Annotated in this window: 11 protein-coding genes and 1 tRNA gene; 3 read left to right on the forward strand and 9 right to left on the reverse strand. The window is 61.8% G+C overall.

Annotated features, from left to right (window positions below; genetic code table 11):
• Positions 1-43: 43 nt before the first annotated feature.
• The 8 genes from ACERK3_07845 to ACERK3_07880 all read right to left on the reverse strand — a co-directional run bounded on the left by ACERK3_07845 (position 44) and on the right by ACERK3_07880 (position 11,583).
• The gene (locus ACERK3_07845) at positions 44-1,282 is read right to left on the reverse strand and encodes a hypothetical protein (GenBank protein MFA9478207.1); all 1,239 of its coding nucleotides are present in this window, start codon (positions 1,280-1,282) and stop codon (positions 44-46) included.
• Between the two features lie 7 nt (positions 1,283-1,289).
• Positions 1,290-2,540 (reverse strand): O-antigen ligase family protein, encoded by a 1,251-nt coding sequence (locus ACERK3_07850; protein MFA9478208.1) that lies wholly within the window; start codon positions 2,538-2,540, stop codon positions 1,290-1,292.
• A gap of 111 nt (positions 2,541-2,651) precedes the next feature.
• On the reverse strand, positions 2,652-4,025 hold the full coding sequence (locus ACERK3_07855; protein MFA9478209.1) for a Coenzyme F420 hydrogenase/dehydrogenase, beta subunit C-terminal domain: 1,374 nt from the start codon (positions 4,023-4,025) through the stop codon (positions 2,652-2,654).
• A 90-nt stretch (positions 4,026-4,115) separates the two neighbouring features.
• Positions 4,116-5,561: an oligosaccharide flippase family protein gene (locus ACERK3_07860; GenBank protein ID MFA9478210.1), complete on the reverse strand. Its 1,446-nt coding sequence runs from the start codon at positions 5,559-5,561 to the stop codon at positions 4,116-4,118.
• Positions 5,558-6,859, reverse strand: a complete 1,302-nt coding sequence (locus ACERK3_07865) for a polysaccharide pyruvyl transferase family protein (protein MFA9478211.1) — start codon at positions 6,857-6,859, stop codon at positions 5,558-5,560. Before ACERK3_07865 ends, ACERK3_07860 begins: the two co-directional genes overlap by 4 nt.
• Before the next feature lie 105 nt (positions 6,860-6,964).
• Positions 6,965-10,120 carry a hypothetical protein gene (locus ACERK3_07870; protein MFA9478212.1) on the reverse strand — a complete coding sequence of 1,052 codons (3,156 nt, stop codon included), beginning with the start codon at positions 10,118-10,120 and terminating at the stop codon, positions 6,965-6,967.
• Positions 10,121-10,349: 229 nt separating this feature from the next.
• Positions 10,350-10,871: a UpxY family transcription antiterminator gene (locus ACERK3_07875; protein ID MFA9478213.1), complete on the reverse strand. Its 522-nt coding sequence runs from the start codon at positions 10,869-10,871 to the stop codon at positions 10,350-10,352.
• Positions 10,872-10,902: 31 nt separating this feature from the next.
• On the reverse strand, positions 10,903-11,583 hold the full coding sequence (locus ACERK3_07880) for a response regulator (protein ID MFA9478214.1): 681 nt from the start codon (positions 11,581-11,583) through the stop codon (positions 10,903-10,905).
• Positions 11,584-12,489: 906 nt separating this feature from the next.
• On the opposite strand from ACERK3_07880, the gene ACERK3_07885 reads away from it, so the two are divergent.
• Positions 12,490-13,572 carry a glycoside hydrolase family 130 protein gene (locus tag ACERK3_07885; GenBank protein ID MFA9478215.1) on the forward strand — a complete coding sequence of 361 codons (1,083 nt, stop codon included), beginning with the start codon at positions 12,490-12,492 and terminating at the stop codon, positions 13,570-13,572.
• Positions 13,573-13,658: 86 nt separating this feature from the next.
• On the opposite strand, the gene ACERK3_07890 is transcribed toward ACERK3_07885, so the two are convergent.
• Positions 13,659-14,963, reverse strand: coding sequence for a Glu/Leu/Phe/Val dehydrogenase (locus ACERK3_07890; protein ID MFA9478216.1), 1,305 nt, complete (start codon positions 14,961-14,963; stop codon positions 13,659-13,661).
• A 120-nt stretch (positions 14,964-15,083) separates the two neighbouring features.
• On the opposite strand from ACERK3_07890, the gene ACERK3_07895 reads away from it, so the two are divergent.
• Positions 15,084-15,458 (forward strand): hypothetical protein, encoded by a 375-nt coding sequence (locus ACERK3_07895; GenBank protein ID MFA9478217.1) that lies wholly within the window; start codon positions 15,084-15,086, stop codon positions 15,456-15,458.
• Between the two features lie 66 nt (positions 15,459-15,524).
• Positions 15,525-15,599 (forward strand) — tRNA-Pro (locus ACERK3_07900).
• Positions 15,600-15,651 lie beyond the last annotated feature (52 nt).

A 15,651-nucleotide genomic window follows, 5' to 3' on the forward strand; every position in this document is an offset into this window, starting at 1 on the left:
CGCGGCGTTCCGGGCCGCTCGTCGCTTGCAAATCGAATCCGCTTCAGCCCACCCTGGACAGGCGATGCCACACCGGACCGATGGTCCGCTGAATACCATGGGATCGAAAATGTTGCCACCCCTTGTAAACCAGTCGTCCGTATCGCCTAATGCCACGGTTCTGCCGACGGTTTCTCGCAATCGTCTCGGCAAGCGTGTCCACCCATGACTCGGTCACACCGGCATCACGAATCTGATGCCACGCGATCTCCAACGTTTCAACATCCTTCTTGCTGAGCCCATTCATGCGGCGCAACGCGTCGTCGCTCAGTTCGAGGGGAAAACACTTCAGGTTTCGACAGCCCAAAGCACGCAACAAAAGGATGTTGCGGACGCATTTCTCGCACCGACAGCAATTGCGGTCCTTCTGCTCCCCTTCCCAGCACACACGCAGGTTGTCGCGAAACGCCTGCCATTGGACGAGCGCGCCCATTTTGTCCCAGCGGTTGTACCGCGATCCGTCGTGTATCACCCCAAACGACTGCGACCCCAACAGTTTGTCGGTCATCACGTTCGAGCCCCACGGCCGTACCCCCTGCTCATTAAACGTCCAACTGCTTGCCAGCAACGCCACGTCAAAATGCTCATCAAAGAGCATCAGGGCCATCACCAACGCCGCGCCGTGGCTCTGCTCCCATGCGGGCACGATCTGGCGAAAGTTGGTGTGCGCCGTCAGGAGCGGCAGACCCAGGCTTTCGACAATCCGCCTTGAACCGACGACCGCCCGATCGAACACATCGCGATCTTCAATCGGAATGTCAAAGCCATGCACCATCAAGGCCGCCTGCGGCGGATGGTTGTCGCGCTCATGGCGGCGATGATGGTGCTGATACAACGTAAAACAGGAATCCACCCCGCCGGAGAAGGCCGCCACCGCACCTTGCCGTTCGCCAAGCGTCGGCTCGCTAACATCGTCGGCAGTGATGTCGACCCGGTGGTACGCGTTTGGAAACCACTGCGTCCAGGTCGTCTGAAACCAACCGAGGTTCTTCAGGAGCGACGGTGCAACGCTGCCATGAACATGCAGTTTGTCGGCGTATCGCATGGCGAGAAACAGCGTGCCAACGACGAACGGGTCGAGTCGTTGCGGTTGTTTTCGCTCGTAAGCAGCGGGGATCTCACACCACAACGTCTTGGGGTCTGCGGACGGAAGGCCCTCGACGCTCACGCCGTAGCGGAGATACCCGCCGCAGCGAATCGGGTCAAGCGGGCGAATCACAAGGGTTGGAAGCTGCTTGCTCATACGCGGTTCAGGCCGACTTCACCATGGGCCGACGACGTTTGTTCTTTGTCTCTGTTGACGTGTCCAGCGGCTGGCAGAGCATCCACATGATCGAGCCGAGCAGGAAAGCAAAAAGCACGAACACATGGTCCCAGAAGTGAACGGACAGCCCGACGACAAACAGGCCCAACATGGTCGTGATCCACCCCAGGCGGGCGCGGTGGTGCATCGGGTCGATCCCTTCCAGCCGGGTCAGCCGCCAAATCGTGTAGGCCACCGCGCCGAGCAGCGCGATGATCGCTGGCAGACCATGCCGCACCGCGACGAGCAACCAGAAGTTGTCCATGCTCGTGCTGTGCATCCAACTCGGCCGTACCCATTCGTTGAACCCGATGCCGAACATCGGGTGATTCATCACGGACGCGGTTCCCCACTCCCAGATAATCACCCGGTTGTACGCCGAGTGCAGCGTAAAAGAGGCGTAGTCAATGAAAACCAACAACGGCGAGCGATTGGACAGCACGTCGATGACCACATAGAAAAAGGCAAACAACGCCAGCAAGTACCACCACCGGTTGCGCAATGTCGTGGTGAATCGATCCCAGCCTATGATGCCGAACTGAACGACCACCGCGCTCAACGGTCCGGCGGAGAAACTGGCAAACGTGCTCAACGTCACGAGCACCGTGCGTGCCACGCGCGGTGTTCGTAACTTGTCGTCATGCGTAAGCACGAAGTAGCTCAGCCCCACGGCGCTGCAACAGAACACGCCCAGCAGGATCGGGTGCTGAAACATGCCGTACGACCGCTTCATACCCCATCGTTCCCCGATGCTCGGGGTATAACCTGCCAGCACCTCGCGGATGAAGTTCCTGCCTGTCACCGCCTCCGGCACGGTCACCACCAGCATCGCGATCACCACCGCAGTGAGCAACGCCACCATCGCGCGAAACGCCGCCAGGTCGCGGATGAAACATCGTGCGATCAGGTATGCCCCTACCCCTTCGACAACGTAAATCCCCCCCGACTGCGCTGCGATCTCAGGCCCATGGTGATAAGCGAACGTGATCGCCGCCCAACTAACCCAGACGATGACAAGACCGTCGGCCAGCGTCCACTTCCCCGCCCGGCCGGAGGCCAGCATTACCGCGCAAGGGATGAACATCCCCAGCAGCAGGACCCGATACCACGTGATCCACAAGTCACCAATGTGATACCCCGTCTCCGCCGGCAGCAGCAGCGCAAGAAACAGCAGCAGCACCGGCCACGGGGTACGCATCGGCGACACCCATGACCGCTCCCGCTTGCCCTTCGGCTTCGCAGGCGCTGACGTCGCCGACGGAGCGACAGGCGTGCGACGTCCCACTGGTGCAACAATACTCCGTCCCATTCAGGCATTCCCCTTCCGCTCGACCGCGTCAGCCGAGCCCATCGGTAGCAACGACGCGTCGGCTTGCTCCGCCGCGGCATGCTGGCCGGCCCCCGCAACCGTTGGTGTGAACGGCATCATCGCCGTACGACGCCGCAGGCCACGACGCACAATACGCTTCATCGTCCCCAGAAACGACTGTGCCTTCTGCTTCCACGTCAACGCCGACCACCATGCACCGAACATCGGCAACCGCACGAATCGTGGCGCCGGCACGCCGAGCCATCGCAAGGTCTGCACTCGGCCCCAAACATTGCCGCGCGTCTGCAGCAGGTTCGGCTGCGAGGCGGGCAGCAACTGCGCATCTTGCCTTTCAAGCGTAATGTAGCCCGCCTTCGCCGCCGCCTGTAAATACGCTCGGCCACGCCGCGTGCGAACAACGATTAACGATCGACCAGGTTCATCATCCGGCACGCCGCGGTACCACGGATCGCCCACCGCGATGTCGGCAAACTCACCCGTATGGTCCGGGCAGATGTAACAGCGCCATTGACGATGCTTTTGCAGGATGCCACCCCACGATTGGCCGTAGGTGAGTTGGCGTGTTTCACGTTCGCCGTTGGGCGTGCGGAACTCGGCGGTGGCGCGCCCGGGCCAACCGTTGCCGCGATACCGCAACGACACAAGCTGCTCGGGGTGGTCGACACCCATCGACTTGAGCATCTCAAGCGTCCCCTGCGTCGACGGCGTGCCGGCGCAGAAAAAGCCGATCGTCAGGCCAAGTCGCTCGGCCAACGCGGGTCGCAGCCGGGCGGTCTGCTGCGTGGCGGCGACGTCGCAAGGCTTGCCAATGAACACGCAAGGCCCATCCGCCTGCTCAATGTGCGACAGACCATCACATGGGCTCGCCGGTGCATAGCGAGATCCAGTTGCGGCGAGCAACTGGTCGCGATGAGTGCTGAAAACAGTTTTGTTGAGGTAGGGCACATCATCGCGAGCAGCGGTGTGCAACACGCCTTTCATCTCGCCCTGCTCGATGCCGAACAGTGCCAGCGCGGTCGCCGCGCCGCCGCTCGATCCGGCGTGCCGGATGGCCTGGTCGCCGGCATAGCCTTCCCAGACTTCGAGCACAGGGCCCCACTCAGCGGTAAGCGAAGCATCGAGTTCCGGGTCGGCCGCGTCGAACGTGTGCTCCAGCGCCACGCCGGGACATGCTTGCATGGCCTCATCGGAGCGAGCATCACGCGGCGGGTTGGCGGCCACGCGCGGCCGGCGGCCGTGCCCGAGCACGTCGACCATCTCGATCTCGTCAGGGCTGATGTAACTGCACACGCCACAACCTGTGCAAAGCTGCGCCGCGGCGACATCGTCGATGTTGAGTACTTTCAGTCGCATCGTGTAATCGGCCGGGCGTGCGGGTCGGCCGAGCGTGCTCCATTTGCGTTGTGCAGCGATCTCTCGTTCGCGCGTCGTGGCTATTGACGTCTATTCCGGTTTCTCACTCAGTTGCACCGAGGCAATGGGAGGTCGCGAGCGTGGCAGAAAGCCGAAGCGGACCAGCACGTACGCCAATACAAGCAGGACCATCACCGCAGCAGCAATCCCTGTCGCCCACCCCCGAACCTCAGTCGGCGTGAACCAAACGACCGCGGCGGCGGAGAGGGTTAACACCAGCACCGGCATCGCCGGGCCCAGCGTCATCGAAAACGGCATTGCATGACGCTTCCAGAGGCGATACATCGCCATGTTGAACGCGAGCAATTCACCAATCAAACCCGCGACCGCCAGCCACATCAGCGGCATCTGCTGCGACGCGACCCCCAGAGCCAACAGCAGCCCAATCGACCGGGCGATGTTGGCCAGCAGCGCGTTAATCGTCTCGCCGCGAGCCAGCGCAGCCTGACTGGGAGCTTCGCGCAATACCCGCACCGCCTGCATCGCACCCAGCCAGCCAATGAACGCCCCGGCCACGGCGTACTCAGGCCCGTAAAGCCAGAGCATCGCCTGCTCACCGAACAGGATAAACCCCGCTGCGAGCGTACCGCCGATCACCGCAAGCGCGGCCACGCTCTGCCGATATCGGCGATAAAACTGCCGCGGATCATCCTGCGCCCGCGACATGGCGGGTAACACCAGCGAACCGTTAATTCGAGCCAGCGTCAGCGTCGGTACGAGCGTCAGCGCAAACGCCACGGAGTAAACGCCGAGGTCCGCCATATCGTAAAACGTACCGACAATGACGCGGTCCCCCTGAAACGTGCCGAACATCAACATCCCGTTGAGCATCAACGGCCAGCCGAAGCCCAGCACCCGCTTGATGTACTCCCGGTCGCACGCCAACCGGTAAGGCCGCTCGGCCAGCAAATGCGACCCCACCGTCGCCAGGCTGACTTCCAGCAACACCAGCCAGAGCACCGCCGAGTAATCGCCCAGCCAGGCCGCCATCGGCCACGCCACCGCCAGCACAATCACCTGGCTCGCAATTCCCAGCCGCACCGAAGGCCCGAATCGCATCCCCCGGTGCAGCCGCACCACGTCGTAGTGCTTCAACGATTGAATCAGCGGCACGAACGCGAGGCACTGAAACGCCCAGAGCGCTTCGGGCACACCGAACAGCCGAGTCAACGGCCACGCCATGAGAAAAATCAGCAGCCCATTGAGTACGCCCTTGATCAGGTTGACCAGATGGACCGTGGCCTGGAAGCGTGGTGCCTCGCCGTCGCGCGCCTGAACCAGCAGCTTGCCGGCTGACAGTTCCGTGATCATGCTGAACAGCGCAACGCTGATCGCGAAGGTGGCGGCCACCCCCATATGCTCGGGCCCCAGTAGCCGAGCGAGGATGATGTTGCGGACGAATGAGCAGCCATGTCCGATGACCTGCCCACTACTGAGCAGAGTCGCGCTGCGCAGGATTGCCGAGCGATCAATCAAGCCGTGCCTCCGGCCATCATACGATGGCCAAGCTGTTCCGGCAGGCAACTCTGCAAAGTCCACCGCATCTGATCGCGAGCTTGGGTGACCACGCCGGGCAGCGATCCGCGCAGTCGCGTCTGCTCCTGTTCACGCTGCAACCAGACCTGCCACAAGCGATCGACTGTTTCGGCCGTGTCGTGCAGACGCGGGTCGACTACGGCCGAGCCCAGATTGCAACTTTCAAATACACCCAACGTCTTGTCGCTGTAACTCAGCGCCGCCGCCGGCACGCCGGACGACAGCGCCGCAATCGTCGAGTGCATCCGTGTCCCGCAGAACCAGTCGAGTTGGCCGATGACCCACTTGACCTGGTCGGCCTCGCCGATGCCCGTGAGCACCGCCAGCCGGTCCGCGGCGTCGGCTCGCTTTTGAAATCGATCCGCCAACGCCTGGCAAGCCGAGTGGTCCGACTCGTAATGGCCCGGCGGCGTGACCACGTGGGGCACAAGCACGACGCGTGTATCTGTCTCCCGCAACAGACGATCAACCAGTTGAAACACGGTTTCGCGATAGTCAGCTCGCAGGCCGTAACGCTTCCCCGGTTTTTCCGGATTCGCCAGCAGGCCGCTGACGTTCACGCCCACCACGGGTTGCTTGCGATCCGTCAACCAGCGAACAATGCGTTCGGGCACGTTCTCCGGTCGGCTGGGCTCGAGAGCGAAGGCCATATCCACCCCGCAACGATGGCGGTCGGGGTCGAAGTCATCGCCGAGCAGTTCTTTCATTAGTTCGAAGCTGCGTTGGTCGCGTGCCCAGGCGACGTGAGCGCCGCGCACCAGTTCGGCGGCATACTGTCGGCGGGCCGGATCGCGAAACGGGCCATACGTCTGCGGCAGCAGCACCAGCGGTCGGCCGAGGTCCAGAGCCAGTTGCTTGGGCAACGTGATGGCTGCGAAACGTTCATCGCCGTAAAGATCGGTAAAGCTGTCGCCGCCGCTGACATCAAGCACGGCGTCGGCCGCACGAATCGCGCGCACGCCGACGGGGAACGGCAGGCCAAGCCGACCGGCGACCTGCATCAGCCGCAGGTTTTCCGGCAGGTAGTAACGCCGCGAATAAACGGCACCGAGAACCTGGTATTGGCGACTTTCACCGTCGACCTGCATGCGAGCGCGGCGGCGCGATCGGCCATAGTCGAACACGGTCACGCTCGCCTCAGGTTGCTCGCGGAACAGCGCGGTCAGTGCGGACTGACACAGCGCGGATACGCCGAGATTTCCTGTGCCGGTAGCTGCACCAAAAAGACATAATTTCATGGTCGTAGAGCCAGTGCTTTTGTCGAAACGCCAGCGGCGTCCGACTTGAGCCAGACCACCGACAGGGCATGCGATGGTATCGCCCTGTCGGTGGTCTGTCGTCAATCAGTCGCCGTTACCGTCACTCATGTTTACGAAGCAGGATACAAAGTGGACATTCTCCGGCGCCTTGTTTCCGGCGACGTAGTCAATCCACGATGAGGAGTGCAGTTGCGAGAGCTGGAACATCACGCCCGCCGAGCCGACAGCCCGGAATTGGCGGTCGCCGCCGAAGTCCGTGCGGAAGATGATTCGCTGGTAAGGCAGGCGAATTTGTTTGAACAGAACGTGCTCGTGCTTGCTGTTCAACTGCGTAAACGGATGTCCACCATTTTTCTGGTCGTTGATGTTTTCAAAGGTCAGATCGACGAAGGCACAGTTGGTGAACGAGCTTTGGTAGTGGTCGAGGAAAATCGACTGCACCTCGTCCAGGCCGGTGGCGTTGACGCCGAAGACGATCAGGTTTTCAAAGTGACCGAAGTATTGCAGCACGTCGCTGTGGAAGACGAGCGCGCCGCCATCGCTTTCTTCCACCGTCCCGTTGACGATCATCGTGGTATTGGCCAGCGAGTCGCCCGCAATATTTCGCATGGTCACATCGCGTGCCAGGCTCATGCCGGTGAAGCCATAGAGCATGTCGTGAGCGTGTGAGTTGGTCGCGTAGCTGCGGCCTTCACGTCGCACCGGGTAGCCCTGCTGTGGTCGTCCGTCGTCACGGTGAATCACCGCACCGTCCCGATCGAACCAGCGAACGTCATCGAACCAGACTTCGTGCTGGCCCCAACTGCCAGTTTCCAGGTAATAGCTCTTGATCGTACCAAAGTCGAAGCTCACGCCTTGCCACTTCAAGCGACTGGTGCGCGGGCGAAGCATCTCGCGCTCGGGCGATGTCGTCGAAACGATAACGACCTCATCGCGGCTCAAACCTTCATCGGCGCGGATGGTGATCCATCGACTGTTCGCCGTGCCGACGGCGCCAAACGGATCGTGTCCGGTGGCGTAAAACGGACCGGCGTGTTCACCGGCGTCGAGGATCGTAACGATACCGCCGTCGGCTCGGCCTTGATCACGCAGGCGTCGGATCGCCAGGCCGATCGTCTTCATCGGCTCAGCACGCGTACCCGGATTCGCGTTGTCTCCTTCTCGCGAAACGAAAATCTCATTCCGCTCGAGGCTGCCGCCGGCGTTGGCGAACAATTGCAGACTCCGCACGCCCGTGTCCGGCGCGCCGTGGTCCGGGTCGTTGCCCTGGAGCACGCGCGGCTTGCCACGTACCGGATAGGCGACCGCCCGCACTTCCACCGGGCCATCCTGAAGCGTACTGGCGTCGAGTTCGATCCAGTACTCCCGACTACCGGTACGCGGATTGACAGTCATCTCATCGACCGTCACCCATTGCCCACCATCGACAGAGAACTCCACCCGGTCGATGCCGTTGACGTGAAATGCAATCACGCCAATCTCGAACATGCTGTCGAAGGTTTGCCAAGGCACGACGTTCCATCGCGCCATAGCCTGGGCGTCATCGCCGTATCCGCTACCAATGCGCCCCGGCTGGGCCGTTGTCCCATCGAAACCCGTTCCAGGCAAAGCAACCGGCGCTGCCGACGAACTCGGCTCCGAAGGTTCGGGCTGCGAAGGCTCTTCGCTCTGCGGAGGTTCAGGCTGCGAAGGTTCTTCGTTTTGCGGAGGCTCAGGCTGTGAAGGCTCTTCGTTCTGCGGAGGTTCAGACTGCGAAGGCTCTTCGTTCTGCGGAGGTTCAGGCTGGGAAGGCTCTTCGTTCTGCGGAGGTTCAGGCTGTGAAGGCTCTTCATTCTGCGGAGGTTCAGGCTGCGAAGGTTCTTCGCTCTGCGGAGGCTCAGGCTGCGAAGGTTCTTCGTTTTGCGGAGGTTCAGGCTGCGAAGGTTCTTCGTTTTGCGGAGGCTCAGGCTGTGAAGGCTCTTCGTTCTGCGGAGGTTCAGGCTGTGAAGGCTCTTCGCTCTGCGGAGGTTCAGGCTGTGAAGGCTCTTCGTTCTGCGGAGGTTCAGGCTGTGAAGGCTCTTCGCTCTGCGGAGGTTCAGGCTGTGAAGGCTCTTCGTTCTGCGGAGGTTCAGGCTGTGAAGGCTCTTCGCTCTGCGGAGGTTCAGGCTGTGAAGGCTCTTGGGCGGTCGAATCGTCGTTTCCGCCGCCGGCGTTCCCCCCACCGCTGCCACCACCACCGGCATTACCACCGCCGCCGCCACCGGCATTTCCGCCACCCCCGCCACTTCCGCCGCCCCCTTCACCGCCGCCACTTCCGCCACCACCACCAACGTTGCCATTGCCACGATTGTTGGCAGCCACGAGGCGAGGCGGCGCTCGGGTGGTTTCCGTCGAGGTTGACGCTTCACTACGTGAGGTTTCGCCAGCCTCGGTGGACGATGTCTCCGATTCGCGCTGCTCGCGTGAGTCCTCGGGGTTGTTCGCCTCGCTGTTATTGTCGTTGTAGTCGTCGTCGGCTTTCTGATCGCCGTTGGCTTCCTGTCGGCCGGACTCAATCAGTTCGTGGAACGCGTCAAGGTCGGCGTCGCCGAGTTCGCCGCGAATCACCCGCTCGCCGAGGGCCCGGAGGTCTGTCTCACTGATCCAGGGGTGCTCTGCAAGGAATGTCTCGGGCTCGGTAAGCGCCCATGCAAGCAGGTCAGGCCCCTCGTCACCGACGTTTTGCAACGCGGCGGCTTCATAATCCAAATCGGCGTTCTCTTGGCCGGACTCTTGGCCGGACTCGTCGGCCGTGCCCGGCTCGGCGTCGTCCCGGCCCGTCACTGCCGGCGCAATCGACGTGCTCAACGCCAGGTTGAACGACGTGTCCGACTCACCGACGACGCGCACCTGATATTCACCTGCGGGCAGGCGGGTATTCAGCGTTCGGCCGTTGATGCCATCGGCCTGACCGCGATGTACGACCTCGCCCGTTTCGTTGACGATCTGCAACTCGGCGTCGGCCGCGAGACCATTCAACTGAGCGTGGATGTTACGCTCGCCTTGCAGTCGAAGGCGATAGCCGGCCTGTCGGCGTTCGTCGTTCAGCTGGCCGTCGAACTGCCAACTGGAGACTTCATCGGCGTTCGCGTTGTCTTCTGCCGTGGCCGTGCCAACGCTGACGAGCAGCATTGCACACGCCAGGCCAAGAGTTGCCATCAAACGCCATACTACGTCACTGCGGCGGGTGTAGATGTTCATGATGCCGTTGATCGTCGGCATCAATGCTATGGATTAGCCCGATTGCGTACATCGCAACGGTGTATTTGTTGCCCAGGATTCACCAGTCCGTGCAACCGGCGGGCGAAGCACGATCAGCTTATCTACCGCAAACGGCACAGCCGTCACTGCTTATCATATCTTCACGCGCCAGCACACCGCCGTTGCCCGTTACAAAGCGTACAGCAGGCGAAAACCATCACCGCCTGCCTCATCATTACAAACCTGACAATCAGTCCAAAACATCCAGCAACGATCCGTCGACTTCAACGCTCACTGCCTGCCCGAGCATGTCGACCTGGAGGATCAGCCGATCGCGTCGCGTGCGGTCGGCGACGATGCCCTGCAAGCCGCGCATCGGCCCGGAGCGAACTTCCACTCGCACCCCCTGCTTCAGATAGGGGTACGACTCCACCGGCAGATCACGCTCCATCGCGAGGCGGATGTTGCTCAACTCCCAGTCGATCTGCGATTGATCGGTGACGGGGATGATCTGCGCCAGTCGGCGGGTGCGGTCCATATCGTACGCCTGCTCGACCGTGCCGTGCAGGAACACGTAGCCGGGAAACATGGGCAGCTCGACGCGAGCTTTTCGCTTGCCGTAGTAGCGGACCTGCTCCATCAGCGGCAGGAAGTGTTCGACCTCGCGTTTGGCGAGATAGTCCGCGACGGCTTTTTCCTGCCTGCTCTTGGTATGCAGCACGAACCAGCGGGTGTCGGTCTGCTGGGGTGTAATCGGTTGCGTTTCGGTCATGCCTGGCTGCCTGATCCTCAATCGACATTGGTTAGGCCTGCGGCTCCACGTGCAAAGTGGTGAGGCCTTCGCGCAAAGCATAGCGGGTCAGGTCGGCGAGTCCGCGGAAGCGGCACTTTTTCATGATCTGGTGACGGTGCGTGTCGACGGTTTTGATGCTGATCGCCAGCAGGCCGGCGACTTCGCGGGGGGCGTGGCCCTCGGCGAGCAGTTGAAGGACTTCGCGTTCGCGGGGGGTCAGCGCGGTGTGGCCGTTGGTCTGCCCATTTCCCTCGCCGTGATTGTGGCCGTTGCCTCGGATGTAATGCTGCACGACGATCTCGGCGACAGCGCCGCCGAGATAGGTTTCGCCGCTGGCGATGCGCTTGATCGCCTGGAGCAGTTCGTCAAACGAGGCGGATTTCAGCAGCAGCCCTGACGCCCCGGCCTGGAACATCTCGCCAACGGCGCGGTTGGTCGACGCATCAGCGAGGGCAAGCACCTTCACCGACGCGTCGGCAGTGATCTGCCGAGTGGCCTCAACGCCGTTGAGCCGAGGCAGGTTTGTGTCCATGACGACCACGTCGGGCTTGACCCGCTTCACCATGCGGACTGCCTCCCGACCGTCGGCCGCCTCGCCGACCACCGTCATGTCATCCTGCGCATTGAGCAGCGCACGCAGGCCTTCGCGGACAAGGCCATGATCTTCAACCAGCATGAGGCGCGTCTTCATCGGCCGATTCCTTCCAGAACGGTGCACGAAACAGATACAGGGGCCAACCCCTCCGGCCGGCGGAGCAATGGCGCGCCAGACGAACAACGGCCCCGAGGTGTCATTGCAATAGTGAAAATGTGAAGCCGGCCCTGCGTCTCACCCAAGCCCGGGCCATAGCCGAACCATGGCGGCAGCACGACGCGTAACGATCAGGCTCCGCCCCCCTCGACTGCGCGCCGACAGCGCGCACGAGTTGGTCAATCGACTGCATCAGTCGTCAGGGGAGGTGCTCGGCGTCGTCGCCCAAAGGGGGCCCGCCGGACTCCGGCATACCCCCGGACTCGCCCCTAAGCCTCCAGAGAAGAGATAGGATGCAGGCACACAAGCCTGCGACACCACCTTATCTCCCTTCCCCCAAACGCCCCCGAATGTCCCTCACCGACCGCTCCTGCGGACGTCGATGCCTTTTCATCGGGCATTTTCAGTCGTCAAGCCAGTTTCCTGACTGACGGCCCCCCAGAATACCGAATTTTCCTTAGCATGGCCAAGACTTTTGATCCCTTGCCTAGCTTATTTCACTAGACGTTGACGGCCATTGGCTGAGTCATTACTCCGCCAAGTGTCCACAAACGATGGAGAAATGCAATAGGTTTGCTCATGCCGGTTCGGTTTTTTTAGGGTCTCGCGTCCGCTAATCCATACAGGCCAGCCCCGTCTCAGGCTTACGGACCACGGCGGATGGCGGATTCATGGAGGCGCAATAGGGGAACATTGGGGTCGCCTGGTACGTTTTCGCAAGGGAATCCCCGGAGCGTCGCCGCGATGCATCCTTGGCATTCATTAGTCATGCCCCCCTGCTCCCTGTACCCCAGCCGGCCCGGCCCATACCATGCACCATACGGTTTGCCCTCAGGAGAACGCGCGATGCTCGAACGGCTCTTTTCACACTGCATGGTTCGGCCAAGCGACATCCAGCCAAGCAGCAGCCAGATGAAAGTCGTCGGGGTGTTCAATCCCGGCGTCATTGAAGTCAACGGCCAGGTCATCCTGCTCGTCCGCGTGGTCGAGCAACCGACCGAAACGCGCGAGGGCTTCGAACCCTCGCCGCGCTTCGTGCCAAAGCAAGGCATCACGTTCGACTGGCTTGATGAAAAACAGCTCGACTTCTATGACCCGCGCGTCTACCACGAACGCGGGACCGGCCTGGCTCGGCTACGGTTCATCTCCTACCTCAAAGTGCTTCGCTCCGACGATGGAAAAACCATCACCGACCATGACGGGCCGGTGATCATGCCGGACAACGTCTACGAAGAGTACGGCGTTGAAGACCCGCGCATCACGCAGATCGGCTCGACGTATTACATCACCTACGTCGCAGTTTCACGGCATGGCATTACGACCTGCTTACTGTCGACGACGGACTTTCAGCGGTTTACGCGGCATGGCATTATCTTTCCGCCCGAGAACAAGGATGTGTTGCTGTTTCCGGAGAAAATCGTCGGCGATTACCTGGCGATGCATCGGCCGGTGACGTCGACGCGATTCCGTCCGCCAGAGATGTGGACCGCGCGCAGCCCGGACCTGATCCACTGGGGCGGACACGAGCAGATGCTCGGCGCCGACAGCACGTGGGAGCAGAGTCGCGTGGGCGGGGGTACGCCGCCGATCCGCACGGAGCGAGGTTGGTTGACGATATATCACGGCAGCGCCCGGCCTGAGGGCGACCAGGGGCCGGGCACATACACAGCAGGCGCGTTGTTATTGGATTCGCAACGGCCGAGCAAGGTGATCGCCCAGACGCGAGAACCAATCATGACGCCGGAGGAAACGTTCGAGCGAGAAGGGTTTGTGAATAACGTCGTTTTTCCCACAGCTGTGCTCGAACGCGATGATGCCTACTGGGTGTACTACGGCGCGGCGGATGAGAATGTCGGCGTAACCGCGTACAGGCGGGAAGATCTGTTGAACGCACTGCAAAAACCAAGCAGTGCGAACAGCGCAACTTAAATTAAGGTACCGAAGACCGCAGCGCGATCGCCTCGGCTAACTGTTGCATGCGCGAAGTCGCGCGGCCATACAGTAAGTTGCGATGCTTATGGGAAGATGCCACGAACCCGGTAGACCTTGCCGACGTTTTCCAGCGCCGCGAGGTAGGCGGCGGTGCGCAGGTCGCAATCGAAACGATGCGCCATCAGCTTCGTCCGCTGAGCGGCGGCGAAGATATGCTTGCGCAACGCGGCGTCGACCTTCTCAGCATCCCACGTCTCAGCGAGGCGATTCTGCTGCCACTCAAAGTAGCTGACCGTCACGCCGCCACTGTTGCAAAGCACGGCAGGAAGAATCTTGACACCACGCTCGACGAGCCTCCGTTCGCCCTGCGGAGTAGTCGGTGCGTTGGCACCCTCCGCGACGACGCGGGCGTTGATCAGCGACGCCTTGGGCTCGTCGATCATCTGCTCCAGCGCCGCGGGGATGAACACATCCACCGGCAGGCTGTAGAACTGTTCTTCCTCAAGGGCCTCGGCGCCGGGGAAGTCAGCGACCCCGCCATGATGCGCCACATGCGCCGCAAGCGCAACCGCATCCATGCCCTTGTCGCAGTGGATAGCGCCGGAGTGGTCCATGACGGCCTTGAGCTTCGCGCCGCGTTCGTCCAGCAGCCGGGCAGTCCACGAGGCAACGTTGCCGTAGCCGATGAGGCTGTAGCTCATCTCGCGGATGTCGACGCCGAGTTCGGGCAGCAGTTCGTCGAGTACGAAGACGAGGCCTTGCCCGGTGGCTTTTTCGCGCCCGTGCGAACCACCGAACTCCAGCGGCTTGCCGGTGACGACGGCCTGGCCGGTCCAGCGTCGGCTTTGCGGGGTAAAGTTGATATACGTGTCGGCCATCCATCCCATGATGTCGGAATTCGTGCCCACGTCCGGCGCGGGGATGTCATGGTCCGGGCCGATATTTTCACCAAGGGCACTGGTGAATCGGCGGGTGAGCCGCATCATCTCGTCGCGCGAGAGTGCTTTCGGGTCGACCTGCACGCCCCCCTTTGCCCCGCCGTAGGGCAGGCGGACCAGCGAGGCTTTCATCGTCATCAGCACCGCCAAAGCCTTGACGTGGTCGAGGCTGACGCTGGGATGAAAGCGCATGCCGCCCTTGTACGGGCCGAGGATGTTGTTGTGCTGAACGCGATAGCCTTTGAACAGGCGATAGTCACCGTTGTCCATCTTCACTGGGAAGTGGACCATCAGTTCATTCTTCGGCTGAGCGAGAATCAACTGCAGGTGACGCGGCAGTTCGAGCATGTCGGCGGCCCTGAGCACAAGCGTGATCACCTGCTGAAACAGGTCGGCCGGGTCGTATCGAAAACCCAATTCGTTGAAAACAGATACAGGATGATCGGCCATCATCGGCACTCCATTACTGGCCGGCGGCAAATCGTTCGTCAGGCCGCCAGGCTGAAGTGTCATGCTAACATGAGTGTTCATTTTCATCACATCGGCAGGATCGGACGATATGATGCAGCAATGATCGTTTACTGCTGTGCCGACCTGATCTTTGCCACCCGCATCCGCGCCACGGCCGACAGCCTGGGCCTCGTCACCCGGCCGGTGCGCAACCCCGACATGCTGCGCAGCCGTCTCGACCAGATCGACGACGGCAAACCCAACGCGCCGGTGACCGCCCTGCTGCTGGATTTGGACACCGGCGAACCGGGCCTGGCGCTGATCGAACAGGTCAAGCAGCACGACCCGGCGATCCCCGTGGTCGCGTTTGGAGCCCATGTTGCGACGGAGCTGCTCGCCGCCGCACGGGAGCGCGGAGCCGACAGCGTCATGCCGCGCGGAGCGTTCACCAGCCAGTTGCCCGCCCTGCTGCAACAGTATGCCGGCGAAAATTGACGATTCACCAGCGAAACACAGCGTTTGCAGGGCTACAGGCGTGAGCCTACAATTGCCTGCTTGCTACGGGGTGTAGCTCAGCTTGGTTAGAGCGCGCGTCTGGGGGGCGCGAGGTCGCAGGTTCGAATCCTGTCACCCCGAATCCGACATGTCAGGCTGAAAGCACAGGTTGTGCTTACCCGCCAACAGGCGG

This window comes from Phycisphaerales bacterium AB-hyl4, from assembly GCA_041821185.1.
GTDB lineage: Bacteria > Planctomycetota > Phycisphaerae > Phycisphaerales > Phycisphaeraceae > Natronomicrosphaera > Natronomicrosphaera hydrolytica.